This window comes from Actinomycetospora sp. NBC_00405, assembly GCF_036044095.1.
Lineage (GTDB): Bacteria > Actinomycetota > Actinomycetes > Mycobacteriales > Pseudonocardiaceae > Actinomycetospora > Actinomycetospora callitridis.
In genome coordinates, this window is sequence record NZ_CP107938.1 from 2,480,928 (window position 1) to 2,504,400 (window position 23,473).

A 23,473-nucleotide genomic window follows, 5' to 3' on the forward strand; every position below is an offset into this window, starting at 1 on the left:
CGGGCGCGTCCGCCTCCTGGTCGCCGGGCTCGCGGCCCTCCTGGTGCTGGCCGGCTGCGGTGGCGGCGAGTCCGGCGGCGGCGCGGCACCGGCGGGGCCCACGCGCACCGTCGACTCCGAGCGCGGCCCGGTGCAGGTCCCGGCCACGCCACAACGGATCGCCGTGCTGTCCGGAAGCCTCGCGGGTGACCTGTTCACCCTCGAGGCGCCGGTCGCCGTGGCGGAGCCCCGCGTGCTCGGCGTGCAGCCGGACGCCACCGGCTTCCCGCCCAGCTGGTCGGCCCAGGCGACGGCGCAGGGCACGCAGCGGCTCGCGAGCGAGGGCGCCGGGCTCTCGATCGAGCAGATCGCCGCCGCCCGCCCCGACCTGATCATCGGTGGCGGCCAGGGCTTCACCGCCGCGCAGGCCGCCAACGCCTACCCGCAGCTGCAGCAGATCGCGCCGACGGTGCTGCTGCCGGCCTTCACGCAGTGGCAGGACCAGCTGACGCGGATCGCCGACGTCGTCGGGCGCTCGGACCGCGTGCCGGGGCTCCTGCAGGCCTACCAGGACCGGGCCGCCCAGGTCCGGGGCGCCCTGCGCCTGCCCCCGCAGCCGACGGTCTTCCTCTACCAGGCCCGCGACGGCAAGCCCTACGTCATCACCCCGACCGCGGCGCTCCCGCGCATCGCGGGCGACCTCGGCTTCGTCCCCGACGACGTCCTCACCAAGGCGAACAACCCGCCGCTGTTCGGCACCGGCGACTCCTTCGAGACCAGCCCGGAGCTGCTCCCCCGGGTTGCCGACGCGCCGACCGCGATCGTGCTCCCGATCGGCCAGCGCCCCCTCTCCCAGCTCCAGGCGGACCCGGTCTACGCGCGGCTGCCCGCGTTCAGCACCGGCCAGGCCTACGAGCTGCCCTCCACGGCCTTCCGCCCGGACTACGCGGGCGCGATGAGCACGCTCGACGCCTTCGCCGCCCAGTTCCGCTGACCGCCGGCCCACAACCCGAGCGGCCCAGAACCCGAGGAGCCCATCGATGCGCGTCGTCCTGTTCGGCTACCAGAAGTGGGGCGCGCGCCTGCTGGCCGCGCTGCTGGAGTCCCGCCACGAGGTGGTGCTCACCGTCAGCCACCCCGAGGAGGGCGAGTGGGCGCCCGCGATCTTCGAGGAGTCGATGGGCGATCTCGCCCGCGCCCACGACATCCCCGTGATCTATCGCGAGAAGGCGGTCGACGACGAGCTCGTGACGGCGATCGAGGAGTCCGGGGCGGAGATCGGGCTGGCCTGCAACTGGCGCACGTGGATCAGCCCGGAGGTCTTCTCCGCGCCCACCCGCGGCACGGTCAACACCCACGACTCGCTGCTGCCGAAGTACGCGGGCTTCTCCCCGCTGAACTGGGCACTGATCAACGGTGAGAGCCAGGTGGGTATCACCGCGCACTGGATGGACGCCGACCTCGACCGCGGCGACATCATCACCCAGCGCACGGTGCCGGTGACGCCCACCGACACCACCGAGGACCTGTTCCACCGCACCGTCGGGCTGTTCGGGGAGCTCTCGCTCGACGCCTTCGACCGGATCGAGCACGGCCCGCACGACTGGCTGCGCCAGGACCCCGAGCACGCGTCGTTCTTCCACAAGCGCGCCGACCCGGACAACAAGATCCACTGGGAGCGACCGGCCCGCGACCTCGTCAACCTCGTGCGCGCCCAGACCGGGCCGTACCCGAACGCCTGGTGCCTGCACGAGGGCCGGCGGCTGCGGGTGCTCGAGGCGTCGGTGTCGAAGGAGAAGGCCGGCGGCACCCTCGGGCGCGTGTTCGCCCGGGAGGGCCGCGGCGTCATCGTCGTCGCCGGGCCGGAGGCGTGGCGGGGCGGGCAGCACGGGCTGGTGCTGCAGCGGGTCCGCGACGACGAGGGCGTCGAGCACGTCGCCGGCGACTGGTTCCGGCGCATGGGGGACTACCTCGAATGAGCGTCTCGCCGCCGACCGCCCCCAGGACCGACGAGCGGGCCGACGAGCGCGGGACGCCCCCGCTCGCTGGCGGGGCGGCGCGCGCGGCGGGCCTGCTGGTCGGGGTGGGACTGCTGGTCCTCGCGACCCTGCTGTCGCTGGCGGTGGGCGCGCTGCCCGTCTCGCTGCCCCAGGTGATCACCGCGTTCACCGACTTCGCGGGCACCGACGCCCACGTCGCCGTGCGGGAGCTCCGGCTGCCGCGGACGCTCGTCGGCATCGCGGTCGGCGCGGCGCTGGGCGTCGCGGGCACCGTGATCCAGGGTGTGACGCGCAACCCGCTCGCCGATCCCGGCATCCTCGGCATCGAGGCCGGCGCGGCGTTCGCCGTGGTCACGTCGATCTACGTCCTGGGCATCACGAGCGTGTCCGGGTACGCGTGGTTCGCCCTGCTCGGGGCGGCGGTGGCGGCGGTGGTCGTCTACACCCTCGGGGCGTCGGGCCGGGCGGCGGCGAGCCCGGTGACCCTGGCGCTCGCGGGGGCGGCGGTGGCCGCGCTGCTCACCGCGCTGACCTCCGCGATGGCGCTGCTCGACTCCGGCACCCTCGACGCCTTCCGGTTCTGGGTGGTCGGCTCGCTCGCCGGTCGCGACCTGGAGATGCTGGCCGGGGCGGCGCCGTTCCTGGTGGTCGGCGTGGTGCTCGCCCTCCTGTCCGGCCGGGCGCTCAACGCGCTGGCCCTCGGCGAGGACGTCGCGCGGGCGCTCGGCCAGCGGGTGGCCCTCTCCCGGGGCCTCGCCGCGGTCGGCATCGTGTGCTGCGCCGGCGGGGCGGTGTCGGTCGCCGGGCCGATCGGGTTCGTCGGGCTCACCGTGCCCCACGCGGCCCGCGCGCTGGTCGGCCCGGACTACCGCTGGGTGCTCCCCTACTCGATGCTCATGGGCCCGATCCTGCTGCTCGTCGCCGACGTCATCGGCCGGGTGCTGGTGCGGCCGGGCGAGCTGCAGGTCGGCATCGTCATGGCCGCGATCGGCGCCCCGGTGTTCATCGCGCTGATCCGTCGCGGACGGCTGGTGCAGCTGTGACCCGCGCCGACCCGCGACCGGCCCCCCGCCGGGTCCCGGTCCGCGCCGGCGGGTTCTCGCGGCTGCTCGACCTGCGGCTGCTCGCGGTGTGCGCCGGCGCGCTCGTCGTCGGCGCCGTCGCCATCGCCCTGTCGGTGAGCGTCGGCGAGTTCCCGATCCCGCTGGGCGACGTGGCCGCGACCCTGGTCGGCTCCGGGACGTTCAGCGACGAGTTCATCATCGTCGGCCTGCGGCTGCCGCGGGCGCTCGTCGGCCTCGGCTGCGGGATGGCGCTCGGCGTCTCCGGGCTGATCTTCCAGACGCTGGTGCGCAACCCCCTCGCCGCGCCGGACATCATCGGCGTCACCGGGGGCGCGAGCCTGACCGGCGTCGCCATCCTCATCCTGGGCGCCCCGCCCGCCCTGCTGCCCCTCGGGGCGTTCGCCGGCGCCGTCGCGTCGGCGACGCTGGTCTACGCCCTGGCCTGGCGCGGCGGGCTCTCCCCGTACCGGCTGGTGCTGATCGGCATCGCGCTCGCCGCGGTCTCCGTGGCGGGCACGCAGTACCTGCTGGTGATCGGCGACCTCATCGACGTCCAGCGCGCCGCGGTGTGGCTCGTCGGCAGCCTCAACGGCGTGACGTGGGCGGAGTTCTGGCCCCTGCTCGTGGGGCTGGTGCTGCTCTTCCCGGCCACCGCGGCCCTCGCGCGCGCCCTCGACGCCCTCTCGCTCAGCGAGGAATCCGCCACCGCGCTCGGGGTGCGCGTGCAGCGCTCGCGCCTCGGTCTGGTGGTCGTCGGCGCGGCGCTGGCCGCGTTCGCGGTGGCCGCCGCCGGACCGATCGGGTTCGTCGCCTTCATCGCCCCGCACCTCGCCCGCCGGCTGACCGGTCTCACCGGCGCCACGGTACTGCCCGCGACCGCCCTGGTCGGCGGGGTGCTGGTGATGGTCTGCGACCTCGTCGCCCGCCTGGTGCTCGCGCCGGTCGAGCTGCCGGTCGGGGTCGTCACGGCCGTCGTGGGCGCGCCCTTCTTCCTCTACCTCCTCTACCGCGCCAACCGACCCGTCCGTGGAGGGTGACCCCATGAGCCTGCGCGCCCATGAACTGACCCTGGGCTACGGCGGCACCCCGGTCGTCGCCGACCTCTCGCTCGAGCTGCCGCCCGGGGCCGTCACCGCGATCGTCGGCGCCAACGCCTGCGGCAAGTCCACCCTGCTGCGCGGCCTGATCCGGCTCCTGGCGCCGAGCTCCGGCGCGGTGCTGCTCGACGGCACCGAGCTGGCCCGCCTCGGCACCCGGGAGGTCGCCCGGCGCCTCGGGCTCCTTCCGCAGTCGCCGTCCGCGCCCGAGGGGCTCACCGTCGAGGACCTCGTCGCCCGGGGCCGCTACCCGCACCAGAGCTGGCTGCAGCAGTTCTCCCGCGACGACCAGCACCACATCGACTGGGCCCTCGAGGTCACCGACACCGCTGCGCTGCGGCGCCGGTCGCTCGACGCGCTGTCGGGGGGTCAGCGCCAGCGGGCCTGGATCGCGATGGCCCTGGCGCAGGACACCGAGACGCTGCTGCTCGACGAGCCCACGACGTTCCTCGACATGGCCCACCAGGTGGAGGTGCTCGACCTGCTGGCCGACCTCAACCGTGAGCAGGGCCGCACGATCGTCATGGTCCTGCACGACCTCAACCAGGCGTGCCGCTACGCCGACCACATCGTCGCGATGCACCAGGGCCGGATCCACGCACAGGGACCGCCGTCGGAGGTCGTCGACGCGGAGATGGTGCGCACGGTGTTCGGCCTCGACGTCCGCGTCGTCCCGGACCCCGAGGAGCACACCCCGATGTGCGTCCCGGCCAAGCGGCGACGGCGTCGCCTCGACGCCCCCGAGCAGCAGCCCACCGTGACGTGACGCTGCCGCCACCCGACGGCAGCACCAGGGAGAGGACCGCCATGGCAGAGCAGATTCCGACAACGGGGACAGGGACGACGGGCAGCGTCGACCGTGACCGCATCCGGACCGACGTCGCCGCCGCACTCGGCGAGGAGCCCCAGGACGTCGGCGACGACGACGACCTCTTCGACCTCGGCCTCGACTCCATCCGGCTCATGAGCCTCGTCGAGCAGTGGCGGGGCGAGACCGGCTCCGAGATCGGCTTCGTCGACCTCGCCGAGGAACCCACCGTTGCGGCCTGGAGCCGCCTGTTCACCGGAGCGTGACGACGTGCCCAACCCCTTCGACGACCCCGACGGCCGCTTCCTCGTCCTCGTGAACGACGAGGGGCAGCACAGCCTCTGGCCGGTCTTCGCCGACGTCCCGGCGGGATGGACGGTCGTGTTCGGTCAGGACTCCCCCGGCGACGCCCCGGGCGCCGACCGGGCCGCCGCGCTCGAGTACGTCGAGCAGCACTGGACCGACATGCGCCCGCGCAGCCTCGTCGAGCAGATGGAGCGGGCGGAGGGCTGACGCGCCCGCGTCAGCGGGCGTCGCGCCGCATGCTCAGCGCGAGGCCGATGTCGCCGGCGCCGCGGAAGATGAAGGCCAGCCCCACCAGGATCCCGATCCAGACGATGGCGGTGAACGGCGACACGAGCAGGACGAACGCGGCGATCAGGCTGAGCACCCCGAGGACGATGTTCCACCCGCGATGCTCGGCCTGGGAGAACCCGACGAGCAGATCGTGGACCCCGGCGATCACGAACCACAGGATGAGTCCCCAGACCAGCGCGACGACCCCGCCGCCCGGGTTGAAGAGCACGAGGATGCCGGCCACGAGGACCAGCACCCCGAACGCGGCGAGCCACCCGCGGCCCGTCGAGCCGGTCTCGGCGCGCCAGGCGACCCCGATCTCCAGGGCGCCCTGCACGATCAGAGCGATCCCGAGGAAGATGGCGGCGACCACGGTCGTCGCCAGGGGATTGATCAGCGCGATCACTCCGACCACCAGGCCGAGGATCCCGGACGCCAGGATCCAGCCCCATCCGCTCGACGCCCGGCGCACGCCCGGTCCACCCACCGCGCTGGTCATCAGCGTTCTCCTCTCAGGGAACAGATCCTTCGGGGCACATCGAAGCCTTGTTCACACTCCGTGTCGAGAGGGCGCGCTTGACCGGTCTGCTGCGATGAGCGATGTGAGCGGAGCCTTGCTCGACCCCGCCGTCGCCGTCGACGCCCACGCCGCGCAGCGTCTGGCCTCGGAACCCGTGATCTGGCTGGGCACGGTGGCGCCGGGCGGGCGCCCGCACACGGTGCCGGTGTGGTTCGCCTTCGACGACCCGATCGTGACGATCTTCAGCCGTCCGGACACCGCGAAGATCGGCCACCTCCGGGCGCACGGGGCCGTCAGCCTCGCCCTCGACACCGCAGGCCAGGGCGGCGACGTCGTGACCGGCGGTGGCGACGCGGTCCTCTCCGAGCTCGGGCGGGTGGAGGACGCCCTCGACGCCTTCGGGCGCAAGTACGCCCCGATGCTCGGCGACCAGCCCCTGGACGCCTGGCTCATGACGTTCTCGCAGCCGATCGTCGTCACCCTCGACCGGCTCGTGGTCTGGCGCGGCACGGCGAACGGGCTCGAGTACCGGTCGCTACCCTCCCGCGGGTGATCACTCCGACCCGCCGGGCGGTGCTCCTCGGCGGTGTCGCGGCGGTGCTCGCGGGGTGCTCGGCGGGCGCCGCGCCGGCCGGCCCCGCGGTTCCCTCGGGCCGCACCGTCCTCGACCCGGCCGCCCTCGACGAGCTGGAGCGTCGGTCCGGCCGGCGGATCGGTCTCGTCGTGCTGGACACCGGCACCGGGCGGGCGGTGCGGCACCGCGCGGACACCCGGGTGCTGATGTGCTCGACGGCCAAGGTGCTGATCGTCGCGGCGATCCTGCGCCGGCGCCTCGACGACCCGGGCCTGCTCGAGCGCACCGTCCGCTACACCCGCGCCGACCTGCTCTCCTACGCGCCGACGACCACGCGCTCCGTCGGCACCGGCATGACCGTGGCGGCGCTGTGCGAGGCCGCGATCGTCGTCAGCGACAACACCGCCGCGAACCTGCTCACCGGCCTGCTCGGCGGGCCCGCGGCGACGACGGCGTTCGTGCGGACGCTCGGTGATCCGGTGACGCGGCTGGACCGCCTCGAGCCGGAGCTCAACGAGACCGGGCCCGGCGACGAGCGCGACACCAGCACCCCGGACGCCATGGCCGCGGACCTGCGGGCCCTCGTACTGGGAGACGCCCTCGACCCTCCTGGCCGCGATCTCCTCACCGGTTGGATGGACGGCGCGACCACCGGCACCCAGCAGATCCGCGCGGGCGTGCCCGGCGAGTGGCGCGTCGGCGACAAGACCGGCTCCGGGGCGCAGGGCGAGAGCCACGACATCGCCGTCGCCCGGCCACCGGGACGCGCGCCGCTGGTGATCGCGGTCTACACGACCCCGTCCGATCCGGCGAGCACGAACGGCAAACAGACCATCGGCGAGGCGACGCGGATCGCGGTCGGGGCGCTCTGGGACACGTAGTGGGGCACGCCGTCCCACGACGTACCCCACTACGTTGTCCGCATGGCGCCCGGAGCGAGCGACGCCGAGCCGCCGACGCACCCGGCGGTGCGCTGGCTCTCGCCCACCGAGCTCGCGCGCACCGGCGTGACCGTGGCGCTGGGCAGCATCGTGGCCGCGTACGCCGACAAGCGCGACGTGATGTCCGGGACGACGTTCGCGCAGGGCGTCGCGACCCACGAGGCGGACCCCGACGACGACTTCTGGATCGATGTCCTCAACGACACCGGTGACGGCTTCCGCGCCATGGCCACGGTCGCGACCCTGCTCGGGGCGCCGGCGCTCACGGTCGACGGCGAGGAGCTCCCCCGCGGTGACGTGCTGCTGATGGGCGGCGACGAGGTCTACCCGGTGGCCGGCGTCCGCGCCTACGAAGAGCGCCTGGAGGGCCCGCTCGACGCGCAGTTCGTCCCCGACCCCACCCGCGACGCCCCGACCGCGTACGCGATCCCCGGCAACCACGACTGGTACGACGGCCTGACGGCGTTCCTGCGCGTCTTCTGCCAGGGCCGCGACCTCGCCGGCTGGCGCACCGCGCAGCGCCGGTCGTACTTCGCGCTGGCCCTCCCCCGCGGGTGGTGGGTGCTCGCCGTCGACATCCAGCTCGACACCTACGTCGACGCGACGCAGCTGCTGTGGTTCCGGGAGGTCGTCGCCGGCATCCCGGCGGGCGACCGGATCATCCTGATCACGGCGGCGCCGGCCTGGTACGCGGCGCAGGACGGCGACGACGAGGCGATGGACCGCCTCGCCTTCTTCCTGCGCGACGTCCTCGGCGACCGCGACCTGCCGGTGCGCCTCGTGCTCACCGGCGACACCCACCACTACGCCCGGTATGCGCTGCGCCGCCCCGGCGCGCCCGGACCCGGTCCGGACGACGGCGAGGAGCAGGTGCTCGTCACCGCCGGCCATGGCGGGGCGTACACCTCGCCGACGCACTTCCTCCCGCCCACGCTCGACGTCACCACCGACCTCGCCGAGCCCGGGAAGGTGCGCGCGACCGGCACCCACCGCTACGTCCGCGGCCCGCACACGTTCCCCACCGAGGCGGTGTCGCGGGCCGAGGCCCGCCGGGTGCTGTGGCGGCTGCCGATGCGCAACGGGCTGCTCCTGCCGCTGCTGGTGCTCGTGCAGGCCCTCGTGATCGTGCCGTGGGTGCTGCGCGTGCCCGCCGTGTCGGTGGTCGCGGGGGTGGCCGTCGCGGCCGGGGCGTTCGCGTTCGTGGTCCCGCAGCGCGCCGGGCCCGTGCGCCGGGTCCTGCTCGGTCTCGCGCTCGCCGTCCCCGAGCTGGCGGTCGCGATCGGCGCGACCGCCCTGGCCGCCCACCTGGACGACCCCCTCGCGACCGTGCTCCTCGTCCTCGCCGCCGGGCTCGCCGCGAGCCTGGTGATGTCGGTGTTCCTGCTCCTCGCGGCGCGGGGGGCCAACCGCAACGAGCTCTTCGCCGCGCAGAGCATCGAGGACCACAAGGGCTTCCTGCGCCTGCGGATCGCCCCGGACGGCGCGCTCACGGTGTTCGCCCTCGGGGTGGACCGGGTGCCGCGACGGTGGCGGTGGCGCCCGGGCGACGCGCCACGGTGGGAGCCCGCGACGCCGGTGTCGGTGCGCCTCGTCGACGAGCCGGTCGTGCTGAACGCCTGAGCCGTCATCCCAGGTCGGCATCCCTGGATCGGCATCCCCGGATCGGCTGAGCGCGAACGGGCCTCCCGTCGGCGGCGACCGCGCGGTAGGACTCCACCCGTGGAGTACACGGTCAGCCGGGATGTGGACGCCGACTCCGGGACGGTGTGGGCGGTGATCGCCGACGTGGAGCGCATGCCCGCGTGGACGTCGACGATGACGCGCGTCCGCGTCCTCGACGGCGGGGAGCTGCGCGTCGGCTCGCGCGTCCGGGTCGAGCAGCCGCGGCTGCCCACCGCGACGTGGGAGGTCACCGAGCTGGAGCCCGGCCGGTCCTACACCTGGGCCTCGCCCGCCCCCGGCCTGCAGAGCGTCGCGTGGCACGCGGTCGAGCCGACCGGTCCGGGACGGAGCCGGGTGACGCTCGGCATCCGGCAGACCGGGCCGCTCGGGGTCGTCGCGACGCTGATGGGCCCGCTGACCCGCCGCTACGTCGACACCGAGATCGCCGGGATCGTGGCGGAGGCGACGCGTACCACGTGAGGCCCGGCGTCCTATGTGAGGACCAGCGTGAGGTGCACGCTGTGGTGGTCCTCGGGGTAGTCGGCGAACGGGGCGCAGGGCACGAACCCGTGGCGCGCGTAGAGGCGACGGGCCGGGGCGAAGTACTCCTCCGCGCCGGTCTCCAGGCTCAGCCGCGCGTACCCGCGGCGGCGGGCCTCGGCGACGACGTGCTCGACGAGCCGCGTCGCGGTCCCGCGACCCCGGTGCGCCGACGCCGTGCGCATCGACTTGATCTCGCCGTGGGACGGGTCGAGCTCGCGCAGGGCGCCGCAGCCCAGGAGCGCGCCGTCGTCCGTGTCGTCCCAGACCGTCCAGAACGTCACGTCCGGGGCGCGCAGGCCCTCCAGGTCGAGGGCGTGCTTGCTCTCCGGCGGCGACACCGCGCGCATCTCCTCGAGGTGCTCGTCGAGCAGGGCGGCGATCTCGGGGCCGGTGAGGTCGTCGGTCACGATCCGCACGCTCACGGGAGGCGGGCGAGCTGCGGGCGCTTCGGTGGGCGGTGGTCGCCCGTGCTGCGACCCTGGGCGCGCCGCTGGACCCACGGCCACAGGTGCTCGCGGGCCCAGCGGGCGTCCTCGCTGCGGCGCGCGGTCCAGGTGGTGGGCGCCTCGGGTGGCCAGGGCTCGCGCCAGTCCTGCTCCGGCGGGAGGCCGAGGACCTCGCAGACCCGGGCGGCGACCTTCGCGTGGCCGGCCGCGTTGAGGTGCAGCCGGTCGTCGGTGCGGGCCCGGGCGTCGGCCAGCGGCGCCATCGCCCACAGGTCGACGAGGTAGGCGTCCTGCCGCGCGGCGATGTCGCGGATGTGCTGGTTCATCGCGGCGAGCCGCCGGGCGATGAGGTTGAGCAGCGGGCTCTCGCGGGTGTTGAAGCCCGTGAACACCAGGACGTCCGCACCCGTCGCGCGCAGCGTCGCGACGGCGCCCTCGAGCCGCTCGGCCAGGGCGTCCGGGTCGGCCGACGGGCGCAGCAGGTCGTTGCCGGCGGCGCAGATGCTCACGAGGTCGGGAGCCAGGCGCACCGCCTGCGGGACCTGGGTGGCGACCACACGGTCGAGCAGGAGCCCCCGGATCGCGAGGTTGGCGTACTCGACGTCCGGCCGCCCGCGGGCCAGGGCGGCGGCCACGCGGTCGGCCCAGCCGCGCTCGACGCCCGTCACGGGATCGGGGTCGCCGACGCCCTCGGTGAAGCTGTCCCCGAGTGCCACGTAGCTGCGCCAGGCCCCACGCGCGGGCCGCCGGCCCGGCACGTCGAGTGACGCCTCGTTCCTCGTCACCCGCGCGATTCTGCTCCGCGGGCCCGACGACGCGCGCCACCGCCCCGATCATGTCCGGTTCCTACCGGCCGCCCGTGACGTCGAGGACGCTGCCCGTGCAGTAGGACGCCTCGTCGGAGAGCAGCCAGGTCACGGCGGCGGCGACCTCGTCGGCCGTGCCGGCGCGACCGACCGGCGCCGAGGGTCCGAGGCGGGCCACGCGGTCGGGCTGCCCGCCCGACGCGTGGATCTCCGTGTCGATGATCCCGGGCCGCACGACGTTGACCCGCACGCCCTCACCCGCGACCTCCTTGGCGAGCCCCGTGCCCACGGTGTCGACGGCGGCCTTCGACGCGGCGTAGTCGACGTACTCCCCCGGCGCGCCCAACCGGGCGGCGACGGAGGACACGAGCACGATCGACCCACCCGGGCCGCCGTGCGCGGTGGAGAGCCGGCGCACGGCCTCGCGGCAGGTGACCAGCGCGCCGACGACGTTGACCGCGAGCATCGCGGTGACGCGCTCGGCGGACATCGCGTCGACCCGTGCCTTCGGGGCCACCACCCCGGCGTTGACCACGACGCCGGCGAGCGGGCCCATCGCGTCCGCGGCGGCGAACGCGGCCTCGACGTCGCCCTCGACCGCGACGTCGGCCCGGACCGCCTGCGCGTCGACGCCGTGCTCGCGGGCTGCGGCGACCACCTCGTGCGCCGCCTCGGCGTCCCCGCGGTAGGTCAGGCACACCGCCCACCCGGCGGCGGCGGCCCGCGCGACCACCGCGGCGCCGATGCCGCGGCTGCCGCCGGTGACGAGGAGGACCGGGGTCATGCGGCTCATACCGCTCATACCGTGAACCCGAGGCTCGACTCCCGTCCGGCGGCGCGGGCGGCGCGGTGCTCGGCGATCGTGGTCTGGTCCGCGAGCGAGCGGCCCTGCCCGAGCCCGGCGAGCACCGCGGCCTCGGCGCGCTCGATCTCCTCGGCGCCCGCCAGGGCGGCGCGCAGCTGGTCGGGGGTCGCGACGGCGAGCCCGTCGTCGTCACCCAGCACGACGTCGCCCGGCCGCACGGCGACCCCGCCGAGGGCGACGGTGCCCTCGTCGAACCCGCGCGGGTCGCGCGCGGTGCCCGACGCCGGCGTCGACCCGCGGGCGAACACCGGCAACCCGAGGGTCCGCAGGCCGGCGACGTCGCGGCAGAAACCGTCGATGACGATCCCGGCCAGGCCGCGGCGGCGCGCCTCGGCGGTGACGAGCTCGCCCGCGATCGCCCGCGCGCCGCGGGGGTTGGCGACGACCAGCACAGAGCCCGGCGCCGCCTCACCCGCCGCGAGGAGCACCGGCAGGTGGTCGTCGGGGGCCACGACGGTGACGGCGGGCCCGGCCATCCGCACGCCGGGCACCATCGCCCGGATCGCGGGGTCGGGCAGGGCGAGGGTCTTGTCGGCGTCGCACAGCGAGGAGGTCGCGAGCGCGCGCACGCGGCCCAGCTCCTCGGCGCTGAGCTCGTCCCGGATCTGGGGGTGGTCCACGGGCGGCCATGATGCTCGACGCGGCGCCGCGGGGCGACGATCCTTCAGCGGCGTGACGTCTCCCGTGATCCTCGAGGTCGCCGTCAACGGGGCGACGCCCCGCTCGGTGAACCCGCACGTGCCGCTGACCCCCGCCGAGGTCGCCGACGAGATGCTCGCGTGCGTGGCCCGCGGGGCGAGCATCGCCCACGACCACCACGAGGCGATGTTCGTCGCCGACGGCGTGCACCCGGTCGAGCCCTACGTCGAGGCGTGGACGCCGGTGCTCGCGCAGCACCCCGACCTGCTGCTCTACGCGACGATGGCCGCCGGGGCACGGGGCATCCCGATCGAGCGGCGCTGGGCGCACCACGAGGAGCTCGCCCGCCGCGGGATGGGCGGGCTCTCGTTGGTGGACCCCGGGTCGGTGAACCTGGGCCTGACCAGCGACGGCGTCGTCGCCGAGGCCGCCGCGCCGGGGCCGTACCAGAACAGCCTGGCCGACACCGAGCACATGTTCGCCCGCTGCGCGGCGCACGGGACCGGCCCGTCGATCTCGGTCTTCGACCCGAGCTTCCTGCGGGTGGCGCTCACGCTGCACCGCCACGGGCGCGTCCCGCCCGGCGCGATCGTGAAGCTGTACTTCGGGGGCGCGCTGGAGTTCGGGCTGCCGCCGACCACCACCGCGCTGGAGGCCTACCTCGAGATGCTCGAGCCGTCGGGGCTGCCGTGGTCGGTGGCGGTGCTGGGCGGCGACGTCGTCGCGTGCGGGCTCGCCGAGACCGCGGTGCGCCAGGGCGGGCACGTGCGGGTGGGCCTGGAGGACTTCGCGGGGTCGTCGACCCCGACGAACACCGAGCTCGTCGACGACGCCGTCGCCCTGCTCGCCGACCTCGGGCACCGGCCGGCGACGATCGCCGAGACGCGCGGGATCCTGGGTCTGTGACCGACTCCGTGGTGACCCGCCTGCGGGCCGCCGGGTGCGTGTTCGCCGAGGAGGAGGCGGCGTTGCTGGAGTCGTCCGCCGGGGACGTCGAGGCGCTGGTGGCCCGGCGGGTCGCCGGCGAGCCGCTGGAGCAGGTGCTCGGGTGGGCGGAGTTCGCGGGGCTGCGCGTGCGGGTCGCGCCCGGGGTGTTCGTGCCCCGGCGGCGCAGCGAGTTCCTGGTGGCGCAGGCGCTGGCGCTGCCCGGAGAGGTCGTCGTCGACGCCTGCTGCGGCAGCGGGGCGATCGGGGCGGCGCTGCTGGCGGCGCGGCCGTCGCTCGTGCTGCACGCCACCGACGTCGACCCGGCAGCCGTGGCCTGCGCGCGGGAGAACCTGCCCGGGGCCGCGGGCGTGCACGTCGGTGACCTCCTGGACGCCCTGCCGGCCTCGCTCGCCGGGCGGGTCGACGTGATCGTCGCGAGCACCCCGTACGTGCCCACCGACGCGCTCGCGGACATGCCCCCCGAGGCCCGCGACCACGAGCCCCGCGCCGCCCTCGACGGCGGCGGTGACGGGATCGACGTGGTGCGCCGGCTCGCTCTCGGGGCGCCGGCGTGGCTGCGGCCGGGCGGTCACCTGCTCGTCGAGTGCGCCGAGCACCAGGCCGGCGCGGCCCGCGAGGCGCTCGCGGTGGCGGGGATCACGGTGACCGTGACGCGCGACGACGACCGCGACGCGACGGTCGTCGCCGGCGTGCTCGACTGACGCTGAGTGAGCGAGGCGCGACCGAGTGCGTGGCGAGTGCGTGGCGTTACGGACGTTCAATGTCAGCGACGGTCCGCCGCTGACCTGGATCTCGAGCGGAACCGACTACTCGGGGTTCTTCTCCGCGGCGCGCTTGCGGCGCTTGCCCTCGTGCATGGCCTGGACGCGGGCGACGGGGATGGTGCGGCCCTCGGCGACGAGCTCCTCCGGCAGCGCCTGGGGCGCCGGGCGGGACATGACGTCGGACCAGGGATCGGGGCGGTCCGGGGCCGTGCGGACGGTGATCTCCGAGGGCACCACGGTGTCGAGCTCGTCCCAGGTCACCGGGAACGACACCGGCAGGCCCGGGCGCACGCGCGGGCTGTAGACCGCGGCGATCGTCGAGCCGCCGGCGCGGGTGGGGTCGACGAACACCTTGCCGTCGCGGTCGGCGCGGATGAAGGCCGTCGTCGCGACCGTCGGGTCGAGGCGCTCGGTGTGCACCGCGAGCGCGCGGGTGGCGCCCGCGACGTCCTCGTGGGTCGGCCCGGGCGCCAGCGGCACGAGGATGTGCACGCCCTTCGACCCGGTGGTCTTCACGACGCCGGCGAGCCCCACGTCGTCGAGCGCACGGCGCACGAGGTGCGCGGCGGCCACGACCGCGTCGAACCCGGCGTCCTCGGGCGGGTCGAGGTCGAGGACGAGGTGCTCGGGCGTGCCCATCGCGTCGGCGCGGGTGAGCGTCGGGTGGTACTCGATGGCCCGCTGGTTGGCGAACCACAGCAGCGTCGGACGGTCGTCGCACAGGGCGTAGGCCACCTCGCGGTGCGACGACTCGGCCCAGAACGACACCGTGCGCACGAAGTCCGGCGCGTACTTGGGGACGTTCTTCTGCATGAAGGGCTTCTGCCCGCGCAGCGCCCGCACCACGGACAGCGGCCGGCCTGCGAGCGCGGGCAGCAGCCGCGGCGCCATGACGTCGAGGTAGTCGACGAGCTCGCGCTTGGTCACGCCCGCCCCGGCGAACAGCTCCTGGTCGAGGTTCGTGAGCGCGACGCCGTCGCGCTCCTCGCCCGTGCTGTCGGCCCCGCGCCCACGGGATCCCGTTGCGGCCACGGCGTCACTTTCCTGCTCAGGGGCACACCGGGCAAGCGCCACACGCGGGGCGGGGGGTCCCCGCGGAGGCCGTCGCGGATGAGAGAGTTTCCGCCCGGCAGCCGAGATCAGCACGGAGAGCGACCGGACGGTCACCGCGAGGGACCACCCGGACAGACCACTCGTCCGTGTCGACCCCGGTGCCGTTGAGAGGGAGGCGCCGCGCAGCGGTGCCCCGTCGAGAGGAGCAGGGTGGGTCGGCACACGTGGATGGACGTCCGGACCGAGGCGCGTGAGGGCGCTCGTCGGGTCGGACGTCGGGTCGGCAGACGCGCCGCGGCCCTGGGACTCGGACTGACCGCCCTCGCGGGCATCGGCGGTGTCGGGGCGGTCGCGATGGCGGTGCCGGTCGCGGCCATGCCGTGCGAGGACAACGTCAAGGCCTGCGCGCGCCTGTCCACCAACGAGGCGTGGCTCTCCGACGGCAAGGGGACGATCCTGCGCGGCCCCGTGCGGATGAACCACGGCGCCCCGGGCAGCGAGACCCCGGTCGGCATGTTCGCCGTGCAGCGCAAGGAGGAGGTCCACCTCTCCAAGGAGTACAACAACGCGCGCATGCCGTGGTCGGTGTTCTTCGACAACAACGGCCGCGCGTTCCACGGCGGCGACCCCGCCCGCCAGTCCGCGGGCTGCGTGCGCATGGCCGACCCCGACGCCCAGGCCTTCTTCAACGGGCTGAACGTCTACGACCGGGTCCAGATCGTCCCCTGAGGGCCTGCGGCCACGTGAGTGATCTGGGTCGTCGGGACGACCCAGATCACTCACGTGCGCCGGAGGCGCATCGAACGCAGGCGGTTGAGGGCGGCCGCGACCTCGTGGCGGCGGGGGCGGGCGACGTCCTCGGACCGGCCGTCGAGCAGCGCCTCGGTGCCGCGGCGGTCGAGCTCGGCGTCGAGCAGATCCAGGCCCTCGGCGAGCGTGATCGTCCCGTCGAGCACGCCGTCGCCGAGCAGCGCGAGCGCGCGCCCGATGCCGGCGACCTGCGAGCGGTCGGCGATCTGCTCCACCGCCGAGAGGTCGATGTCGTCCTCGCCGAAGCTCAGCCGGTCGCGCCCCCGCGCGGTGACCCGCCGCTTGCCCTTCGCCGTCGGGTCCAGCGAGGCCGGGTCGACGACGCGCGGCGTCACCGCCGGGAAGCCGGTGTGCTCCACGGTGCGCGACGGCCCGGACGCGGCGATCTCGTGGGCCTGCGCGGTGACGTCCGACGCGCGGTAGGCGTCCATCATGATCACGGTGTCGGCGACGCCGAGGTAGTCGCCGGACCCGCCCATCACCAGCACCGTCGACACCCCGTGCTCGGCGTGCAGGGGGCGGACGCGCTCGACGAACGGCACCAGCGGCTCGGTCGCGATCAGCTGCTGCATCCGCGCGTCGCGGATCATCATGTTGGTCGCCGACGTGTCCTCGTCGATCAGCAGCACGTCGGCGCCCGCCTCCACCGCCTCGACGGTCGACGCGGCCTGGCTCGTCGAGCCGGAGGCGTTCGTGGTGGAGAAGTCGTCGGTCGGCTCGCCGGAGGGCAGGTGCGCGACGAACGCGGACACGTCGTCGTGGGTCACCGCGCGCCCGTCCTCGGCGCGCAGCTTCACCGCGTCCGGCCGGGTGACCACCTGCTCGCGGCCGTCGCCCGGAACGTGGTCGTAGACGCCGGCCTCCAGCGCGCGCAGCAGCGTCGACTTGCCGTGGTAGCCGCCGCCGACGATCAGCGTGACGCCCTCGGGCACCCCGAGGCCGCTCACCTCCCCGGCGTTCGGTGCCGTGAGCGTCACCCGCAACGAGGACGGCCCGCCGAACGGCGTCGCGCCGTCGAGGGGCCGGTCGTCGACGCCGCTGCGCCGCGGCAGCACGGCCCCGTCCGCCACGAACCCGACGAGCCCGCGCCCGGCGAGCGCCGCCCGCAGCGCCACGGCGTCCTCGACGGTCTCGACGAACGCCCGCGCCGCCGCGTGGTCGGCCGAGTGGACCGCCTCGCGCACCGCGGTCGGGAGCGTCTCCCCCAGCAGGGTCGCCGCCTCGCGCCCGAGGATCCGGCGCTTCGGCCCGGGGAACGGGACGCCGACCTCGAGGACCACGGTCCCGTCGTCACGGACCGTGCCCGCGCTGCGCTCGAGGACCTCGGGGCCGCCCGCGTCGACGTTCACCGGCGTACCGCGCAGCGAGCGGCGCAGGCCACGGAGCAGGAACGACGCGAGGGCGCGTCGACGGTCGGCGGTCGACCACAGGTCCGCGGGCAGGCCGGCGTCGTGGACGGTCAGCCGCACCCGGCTCGGCGGCGCGAACGGGTCGGCCTGGACGCGCAGGACCTCGAGGTCCAGGCCGGCGACGTCCCACCGCCCCGACAGCGACTTGTAGCGGCCGTAGCTGGCGCCGTCCATCGAGCGCAGGGACGCTGCGAGATCGTCGCGGGGAGCCATGGCCGGGAGTGTGCCCGTCCCGCGCCCCCGTCACGCCCCACCCTCGGGCCCCGCCTCACGCCCGTCCGACCGGCGCCCGGGCACCGTGGATTCCGTGCGCAGACCGTTGGTCCGAGCGTGTGATCTGTCGCCCGGAACGTCCGGTCCGTCCCGTCCGGTCACCCGGCGCAGCCCCTGGCCGTTCCACGGGCCACCCCCCGGACGCACAGAGTCCGACCCCCACGCGATAGTGGAAACGCTCACAACGTCGTGTTCGCAAGACCGAGGGGAAGCTCCGTGATCGTCCTGGGTCTCTCCGGCCTGCCGCGCGCGCAGGAGCACCTGCGCCGCACCCACCCCGACCTCTCGCCGCTCGACGAGCGGATCGTCCAGGGCCTCGACAGCGCCGCGGCGCTCGTCGTCGACGGCCGTCTGGTCGCCGCCGCGTCCGAGGAGCGGTTCACCGGCGAGAAGGGCACGGGGCGCCTGCCCGAGCAGGCGATCGCGTGGTGCCTGCGCGAGGCCGGGGTCACGCCGGACGACGTCGACCTGATCGCCCACGGCTTCGACTACGACCGCCACCGCCGCGCCTTCGAGATCACCGGCGCGCCGTTCGACGAGGTGTACTCGAGCGCCACCGTGATCGACGGGCTCACCGGCCTGGGCTGGACCCGCGTGACCGAGCGCTTCCGCCCCGTGCGCCACCACGAGGCGCACGCCGAGTCCGCCCTGGTACCGAGCGGGTTCGACCGCGCGCTGTGCATCGTCAGCGACGGCATGGGCGAGACCGAGTCGCTCTCGGTGTTCCGGGCCGTCGACGGGACGCTCGAGCGGCTGCACACCACGCCGATCGCGTCCTCGCTGGGCATCCTCTACTCGATCGCCACCCGGTTCCTCGGCTTCCAGTTCAACAACGACGAGTACAAGGTCATGGGGCTCGCCCCGTACGGCGACCCCGAACGCTTCCGGCCGGTGTTCGAGAAGCTCGCCCGCGTCGACGCCGACCGCGGCACGGTCACCATCGACTGGCCGACGAACGGCCTCGCCGACGCCGAGCAGGGCTACCCGCACGCCCGCGCGTTCCTGGCCGAGGCCTCGTTCACCCCGCGGACGCCGGACGGCGACATCCACCGCGACGAGGCCGACTTCGCCGCCGCCCTGCAGGAGCGCCTGACGACCCTGCTCGTCGAGCTCACCTCCGTGTGGCTCGAGCGCACCGGCGAGCGGAAGCTGTGCCTCGCCGGCGGGACCTTCCTCAACTGCAAGTCCAACCAGTCGATCGCCGCCCTGCCCGGTGTGGACGCGATGTTCGTCCAGCCCGCCTCCGGCGACGACGGCACCGCGCTGGGCGCCGCCTGGCACGTCGCCCGCGGCGAGGGCGGCGGGCTCGCCCCGGTCACCGGCGCGTTCGACCCCTACCTGGGCCCGCGCTACGACCCCGACGAGGTGCGCGCGGCCCTCGAGGCCCGCCCCGACCTGCGGTGGACCCACGTCGGCGTGACCGCGGAGTACTTCGCCGGGGCCGCCGCGGACATCGCGGCCGACCGGATCGTCGCCTGGTTCGACGGGCGCATGGAGTTCGGGCCCCGGGCGCTGGGGAACCGCTCGATCCTCGCCCGCCCCGACGGCGACCGGATCAAGGAGCGGATCAACGGGGCGGTGAAGTTCCGCGAGGCGTTCCGCCCGTTCGCCCCCGCGGTGCTCGACGAGGACGTCGACCGCCTCTTCGTCACCCGCGGCTTCGAGCCCGACCGCTACATGCTCTGCACCGCGCAGGTCCGGCCCGAGGCGCGCACCGTGGTCGAGGGCATCGTGCACGCCGACGACTCGGCGCGGATCCAGACCGTGCGCGACGACCTCGCCCCCGGCTTCGCCCGGCTGCTGCGCGAGGTCAGGGCCCGCACCGGGGCCGGCGTCGTCGTCAACACGTCGTTCAACGTCAAGGGTCAGCCGCTGATCATGGATCCGTGCACGGCGCTCGACACCTTCGCCGGCATCGCGCTCGACCGCCTCTACATCGAGGGGTACGTCGTCGAGGGGACACACAGCACCGCATGAGCGCGATCCGACCCCTGACGCGCGAGGACCTGCCCGCCGTCGCCTCGCTCTACGAGCGCGTCGCCCGATCGGGCGGGGCCACACCGCCTGCGCCGCTCGCCGGCTACCTCGAGCGTCTCTGCCTGGACGCCGTGTGGACCGACCCGGACATCCCGCCGCTGGTCGCCGAAGGGGGCGACGGCGCGATCATCGGCTTCCTCGGCTCGTACCCGCGCCGGGTGCGGCTCGACGGCCGGGCGCTGCGCGTGGGCTGCTCCGGTCACCTCGTCGCCGAGCCGTCGAACCCCGGCATCGGGGCGCTGCTGACCCGTACGTACATGCAGGGCCCGCAGGACCTCACGATCACCGACGGGGCCACCGACTACATGCGCCAGATCTGGCGCACGCTGCGCGGCCGGGTCCGCACGGCGCCGTCGTTCGGCTGGTACCGCGTGCTGCGCCCGACCTCGACGGTCGCGTCGCTGCTCGGCGAGCGCGGGCGCCCCGTCCCCGGTCCGCTGCGCAGCGTCGGCGGTGGGCTGGACGCGCTCGCGCGGCGGGTCCCCCGCATCGGCGCCCGCCCGGCCCCGGCGCCGGACCCGGACGTCACCGCCGAGCCCCTGACCGTCGAGGCCCTGCTCGAGCAGACGACCTCGGCGCCGCGGCACTGGCGGCTGCACCCGGACTACGACGAGCGGTACCTGGCGGGGCTGTTCACCGAGCTCGACGCGGTCGCCCCGGTCCGCGGCGAGGTGCTGCGCCGCCTGGTGCGCGGCCGCAACGGCCGGGTGCTCGGCTGGTACGTGGCGTTCGTGCCCACGGGCGGGATCGCCCAGGTCCAGCAGCTCGCGGCCACCGGTCCCGACCCGGGCCCGGTGCTCGACCACCTCATCGCCGAGGCCGACGCGCGCGGCGCGGCGGCGGTGGCGGGACGGCTCGAGCCGTCGCTCGCCGACGCGGTGCGCCGGCGCCGCTGCGTGGTCCGGCCGAGCGCCTGGGCCCTGGTGGACTCCGACGACACCGGCGTGCTCGCGGCGCTCGACGCCGACGACACGCTGCTGACCCGGCTCGACGGCGAGTGGTGGATGGGCCACCACCTGCTCTGGCGTGGGAGGGAAGCCGCATGACCCCGACCGGACTCACGGTCTACTCGACGTGCCCGCAGTCCAAGGACGTGCCGGCGGCCGACTACCTCGACGCGGTGGCCGCCACCGCGCGCTGGAGCGAGGAGGCCGGCTGCGCGGGGATGCTCGTCTACACCGACAACGGCATCGCCGACCCGTGGCTGGTGTCGCAGACGGCGATCGCGGCGACGCAGCGGCTCGCCCCGCTCGTCGCGGTCCAGCCGGTGTACATGCACCCGTACACCGCGGCGTCGATGGTGTCCTCGCTGGCGTACCTGCACGGCCGCTCCGTGCACCTGAACATGCTCGCGGGCGGGTTCAAGAACGACCTCGTCGCGCTCGGCGACCAGACCGAGCACGACGACCGCTACGCCCGGACCGTCGAGTACACCCAGATCCTCACGGCCCTGCTGCGCGGGGAGACGGTGACGGTCGACGGGCGGTGGCACCAGGTGCACAACCTGCGCCTGGCCCCGGCGCTGCCGCCCGAGCTCATGCCCGAGGTGCTGATCTCCGGATCGTCCCCCGCCGGCCGGGCCGCGGCCGAGGCGATCGGCGCGACGCCGATCCGCTACCCCGAGCCGCTCGGCGCGGGCTCGGTCACCGACGCCGACGCGCCCACCGGCGGCGGCGTCCGGATGGGCATCATCGCCCGCGACGACGCCGACGAGGCCTGGCGCGTGGCCCACGAGCGCTTCCCGGTCGACCGTGCCGGCCAGGTCGCCCACGCCATGGCCATGCGCGTCTCGGACTCGCACTGGCACCACCAGCTGGCCGCCGCGCGGAATCCGGCACGAGACACGGCCCCGGCGCCGCAGGCCGACCTCGGCGCCGAGCCGGAGCCCTACTGGCTCGGCCCGTTCGAGAACTACCAGTCGTTCTGCCCCTACCTCGTGGGCTCGCACGACCGCGTCGCCGCCGAGGTCGCGCGCTACGTCGAGTGGGGCACCGAGGTGTTCGTGCTCGACATCCCGCCGGCGGCCGAGGACCTCGGCCACGCAGGCGAGGTGTTCGCCCGCGCCGGAGCGGCGGCCCGCGCATGACCCGCCACCTGCAGGACCTGCTCGCCGCGTCCGCCGACCGGCACGCCGACCGGCCCGCGCTCGTGGGCGTGGACGAGACCCTGACCTACGCCGAGCTCGACGCCGCGGTGAACCGGGTCGCCCACGTGCTGCTCGCGCACGGCCTGACGCCGGGCGCGCGGGTGTGCGTGCTCGCGGAGAAGGCGCCGTGGACGGTCGCGGCGCTGATCGGGACCCTGCGCGCAGGCGGCGCCTACGTGCCGGTCGACCCGGCCGGGCCGGCCTCGCGAGTCGCGCGCATCATCGGCGCCGCGGAGCCCGAGGTGGTGCTGGTCGACGCCGGGTCCCGGGCCCTGCTCGACGAGGTGCTCGCCGAGCTGCCCGGCCCGCTCCCGGTGGTCGGCGCGATCGACGACGCCCCGGCCGCCTTCACCCGCGCCGACCTGCTCGCGGCGCCCGCGGACGCGCCCGGAGCGGCGCCCGCCGACCTCGCCCACCTGCTCTTCACGTCCGGCTCCACCGGCGCGCCCAAGGGCGTGATGATCACCCACGACACCGTGCTCGCGTTCGTGGACTGGGCGCTGCGCCATTTCGGCGCGAAGCCCGGCGACCGGATCTCCGGGCACCCGCCCCTGCACTTCGACCTGTCGACGTTCGACATCTACGCCACGCTCGCCGCGGGCGCCGAGCTGCACCTCGTCCCGGCGTCACTGGGCATCGACCCGCGCGGCACGGCGTCGTTCATCCGCGACCGCGCGCTCACCCAGTGGTTCTCGGTGCCGAGCGTGCTGACCTACCTCGCGCGCTTCGACGCGGTCGCCCAGGACGACTTCCCGGCCCTCGAGCGGCTCCTGTGGTGCGGCGAGGTGCTGCCGACGCCGGTGCTCGCGCAGTGGATGCGCCGGCTGCCCCACGTCCGGTTCACCAACCTCTACGGCCCCACCGAGGCCACGATCGCGTCGAGCTTCTTCGACGTGCCCGAGGTCCCCGCCGACGAGACCCTGCCGGTGCCGATCGGGCGGGCGTGCGAGGGCGAGGAGCTGCACGTCCTCGACGAGGCCATGGCCCCGGTGCCCGCCGGCGAGACGGGCGAGCTCTGGATCGGCGGCGCCGGGCTCTCGCCCGGGTACTGGCGTGACCCGGAGAAGACGGCGGCCGCGTTCCGCGCCGACCCCGTCGCGGGCGAGCGGCTCTACCGCACCGGCGACCTGGCACGCGCCGACGTCGACGGCGTCGTGCACTTCCTCGGGCGCGCCGACTCGCAGATCAAGAGCCGCGGGTACCGCATCGAGCTCGGGGAGATCGAGGCCGCGCTGGCCACCGTCGCCGGGATCCGGGAGTGCGCCGTGGTCGGCGTCGACACCGGCGGCTTCGAGGGCACGACGATCTGCTGCGCCTACTCGGTGGCGGAGGGCCACGAGCTCCCGCCCACCGAGCTGCGCAGCGCCGTCGCGGAGCTCGTGCCGCGCTACATGGTGCCCGCGCGGTGGGCCGAGCTCGACGACCTGCCCCACAACGTGAACGGGAAGATCGACCGCCCGGCGCTGCGGGAGCGCTTCACCCCCGCGGGCGCGGCGACAGGAGGACGCTGACC

Annotated in this window: 25 protein-coding genes; 18 read left to right on the top strand and 7 right to left on the bottom strand. The window is 75.1% G+C overall.

The genetic code is table 11. The features are described 5' to 3' along the window. The first annotated feature begins 43 nt into the window (after positions 1–43). From OG774_RS12210 to OG774_RS12240, 7 genes are read left to right on the top strand one after another with little or no spacing between them, the layout of a single operon-like run. Positions 44–973 carry an ABC transporter substrate-binding protein gene (locus OG774_RS12210; RefSeq protein ID WP_328309748.1) on the top strand — a complete coding sequence of 310 codons (930 nt, stop codon included), beginning with the start codon at positions 44–46 and terminating at the stop codon, positions 971–973. A 46-nt stretch (positions 974–1,019) separates the two neighbouring features. Next, positions 1,020–1,958, top strand: a complete 939-nt coding sequence (locus OG774_RS12215; protein WP_328309750.1) for a methionyl-tRNA formyltransferase — start codon at positions 1,020–1,022, stop codon at positions 1,956–1,958. Beyond that, positions 1,955–3,022 carry a FecCD family ABC transporter permease gene (locus OG774_RS12220; protein WP_328309752.1) on the top strand — a complete coding sequence of 356 codons (1,068 nt, stop codon included), beginning with the start codon at positions 1,955–1,957 and terminating at the stop codon, positions 3,020–3,022. The genes OG774_RS12215 and OG774_RS12220 overlap by 4 nt, the downstream gene beginning before the upstream one ends. Continuing rightward, complete coding sequence (locus OG774_RS12225; protein ID WP_328309754.1) at positions 3,019–4,080, top strand: FecCD family ABC transporter permease; 1,062 nt, start codon at positions 3,019–3,021, stop codon at positions 4,078–4,080. The genes OG774_RS12220 and OG774_RS12225 overlap by 4 nt, the downstream gene beginning before the upstream one ends. Positions 4,081–4,084: 4 nt before the next feature. Continuing rightward, entirely contained in the window at positions 4,085–4,906 is an 822-nt protein-coding gene (locus tag OG774_RS12230) for an ABC transporter ATP-binding protein (RefSeq protein ID WP_328309755.1), read from the top strand. A gap of 41 nt (positions 4,907–4,947) precedes the next feature. Continuing rightward, entirely contained in the window at positions 4,948–5,214 is a 267-nt protein-coding gene (locus tag OG774_RS12235; RefSeq protein WP_328309757.1) for a phosphopantetheine-binding protein, read from the top strand. Positions 5,215–5,218: 4 nt separating this feature from the next. After that, entirely contained in the window at positions 5,219–5,461 is a 243-nt protein-coding gene (locus tag OG774_RS12240) for an MbtH family protein (RefSeq protein WP_328309759.1), read from the top strand. A gap of 10 nt (positions 5,462–5,471) precedes the next feature. On the opposite strand, the gene OG774_RS12245 is transcribed toward OG774_RS12240, so the two are convergent. After that, on the bottom strand, positions 5,472–6,023 hold the full coding sequence (locus OG774_RS12245; RefSeq protein ID WP_328309761.1) for an HdeD family acid-resistance protein: 552 nt from the start codon (positions 6,021–6,023) through the stop codon (positions 5,472–5,474). Positions 6,024–6,126: 103 nt separating this feature from the next. On the opposite strand from OG774_RS12245, the gene OG774_RS12250 reads away from it, so the two are divergent. The 4 genes from OG774_RS12250 (at position 6,127) to OG774_RS12265 (ending at position 9,701) form a co-directional block, all read left to right on the top strand. Further along, the gene (locus OG774_RS12250) at positions 6,127–6,597 is read left to right on the top strand and encodes a pyridoxamine 5'-phosphate oxidase family protein (protein ID WP_328309763.1); all 471 of its coding nucleotides are present in this window, start codon (positions 6,127–6,129) and stop codon (positions 6,595–6,597) included. Beyond that, positions 6,594–7,499, top strand: a complete 906-nt coding sequence (gene bla / locus OG774_RS12255) for a class A beta-lactamase (protein WP_328309764.1) — start codon at positions 6,594–6,596, stop codon at positions 7,497–7,499. Before OG774_RS12250 ends, bla begins: the two co-directional genes overlap by 4 nt. A 42-nt stretch (positions 7,500–7,541) precedes the next feature. Next, on the top strand, positions 7,542–9,179 hold the full coding sequence (locus OG774_RS12260; protein WP_328309766.1) for a metallophosphoesterase family protein: 1,638 nt from the start codon (positions 7,542–7,544) through the stop codon (positions 9,177–9,179). A 99-nt stretch (positions 9,180–9,278) separates the two neighbouring features. Then, positions 9,279–9,701, top strand: coding sequence for an SRPBCC family protein (locus OG774_RS12265; protein WP_328309768.1), 423 nt, complete (start codon positions 9,279–9,281; stop codon positions 9,699–9,701). Between the two features lie 11 nt (positions 9,702–9,712). Here the strand turns inward: OG774_RS12265 and OG774_RS12270 are convergent, their stop codons facing one another. The 4 genes from OG774_RS12270 to OG774_RS12285 form a co-directional block, all read right to left on the bottom strand. After that, positions 9,713–10,171, bottom strand: coding sequence for a GNAT family N-acetyltransferase (locus OG774_RS12270; protein ID WP_328309770.1), 459 nt, complete (start codon positions 10,169–10,171; stop codon positions 9,713–9,715). 11 nt (positions 10,172–10,182) lie between these two features. Beyond that, positions 10,183–10,995 (bottom strand): SGNH/GDSL hydrolase family protein, encoded by an 813-nt coding sequence (locus OG774_RS12275; protein ID WP_328309772.1) that lies wholly within the window; start codon positions 10,993–10,995, stop codon positions 10,183–10,185. A gap of 61 nt (positions 10,996–11,056) precedes the next feature. Further along, positions 11,057–11,800, bottom strand: a complete 744-nt coding sequence (locus OG774_RS12280) for an SDR family oxidoreductase (RefSeq protein ID WP_328310932.1) — start codon at positions 11,798–11,800, stop codon at positions 11,057–11,059. Between the two features lie 14 nt (positions 11,801–11,814). Next, positions 11,815–12,501, bottom strand: a complete 687-nt coding sequence (locus tag OG774_RS12285; protein WP_328309774.1) for an RraA family protein — start codon at positions 12,499–12,501, stop codon at positions 11,815–11,817. Between the two features lie 52 nt (positions 12,502–12,553). Here OG774_RS12285 and OG774_RS12290 point away from each other — a divergent pair, with 52 nt between their 5' ends. Both OG774_RS12290 and OG774_RS12295 read left to right on the top strand, forming a co-directional pair. Continuing rightward, entirely contained in the window at positions 12,554–13,426 is an 873-nt protein-coding gene (locus OG774_RS12290; RefSeq protein ID WP_328309776.1) for a 3-keto-5-aminohexanoate cleavage protein, read from the top strand. Beyond that, positions 13,423–14,169 (top strand): putative protein N(5)-glutamine methyltransferase, encoded by a 747-nt coding sequence (locus OG774_RS12295; RefSeq protein ID WP_328309778.1) that lies wholly within the window; start codon positions 13,423–13,425, stop codon positions 14,167–14,169. Before OG774_RS12290 ends, OG774_RS12295 begins: the two co-directional genes overlap by 4 nt. A 105-nt stretch (positions 14,170–14,274) precedes the next feature. Here the strand turns inward: OG774_RS12295 and ligD are convergent, their stop codons facing one another. Then, complete coding sequence (gene ligD, locus OG774_RS12300; RefSeq protein ID WP_328309779.1) at positions 14,275–15,264, bottom strand: non-homologous end-joining DNA ligase; 990 nt, start codon at positions 15,262–15,264, stop codon at positions 14,275–14,277. 231 nt (positions 15,265–15,495) lie between these two features. On the opposite strand from ligD, the gene OG774_RS12305 reads away from it, so the two are divergent. Beyond that, positions 15,496–16,014 carry a L,D-transpeptidase gene (locus OG774_RS12305; RefSeq protein ID WP_328309781.1) on the top strand — a complete coding sequence of 173 codons (519 nt, stop codon included), beginning with the start codon at positions 15,496–15,498 and terminating at the stop codon, positions 16,012–16,014. A 50-nt stretch (positions 16,015–16,064) separates the two neighbouring features. On the opposite strand, the gene OG774_RS12310 is transcribed toward OG774_RS12305, so the two are convergent. Then, positions 16,065–17,717 carry an ABC-ATPase domain-containing protein gene (locus tag OG774_RS12310; protein WP_328309783.1) on the bottom strand — a complete coding sequence of 551 codons (1,653 nt, stop codon included), beginning with the start codon at positions 17,715–17,717 and terminating at the stop codon, positions 16,065–16,067. Positions 17,718–17,993: 276 nt separating this feature from the next. Here OG774_RS12310 and OG774_RS12315 point away from each other — a divergent pair, with 276 nt between their 5' ends. From OG774_RS12315 to OG774_RS12330, 4 genes are read left to right on the top strand one after another with little or no spacing between them, the layout of a single operon-like run. Further along, positions 17,994–19,754, top strand: a complete 1,761-nt coding sequence (locus tag OG774_RS12315; RefSeq protein WP_328309785.1) for a carbamoyltransferase family protein — start codon at positions 17,994–17,996, stop codon at positions 19,752–19,754. Continuing rightward, complete coding sequence (locus tag OG774_RS12320) at positions 19,751–20,860, top strand: GNAT family N-acetyltransferase (protein ID WP_328309787.1); 1,110 nt, start codon at positions 19,751–19,753, stop codon at positions 20,858–20,860. The genes OG774_RS12315 and OG774_RS12320 overlap by 4 nt, the downstream gene beginning before the upstream one ends. Continuing rightward, the gene (locus OG774_RS12325) at positions 20,857–21,900 is read left to right on the top strand and encodes an LLM class flavin-dependent oxidoreductase (RefSeq protein ID WP_328309789.1); all 1,044 of its coding nucleotides are present in this window, start codon (positions 20,857–20,859) and stop codon (positions 21,898–21,900) included. The genes OG774_RS12320 and OG774_RS12325 overlap by 4 nt, the downstream gene beginning before the upstream one ends. Continuing rightward, positions 21,897–23,471 carry an amino acid adenylation domain-containing protein gene (locus tag OG774_RS12330; protein ID WP_328309791.1) on the top strand — a complete coding sequence of 525 codons (1,575 nt, stop codon included), beginning with the start codon at positions 21,897–21,899 and terminating at the stop codon, positions 23,469–23,471. The genes OG774_RS12325 and OG774_RS12330 overlap by 4 nt, the downstream gene beginning before the upstream one ends. Positions 23,472–23,473: the final 2 nt, after the last annotated feature.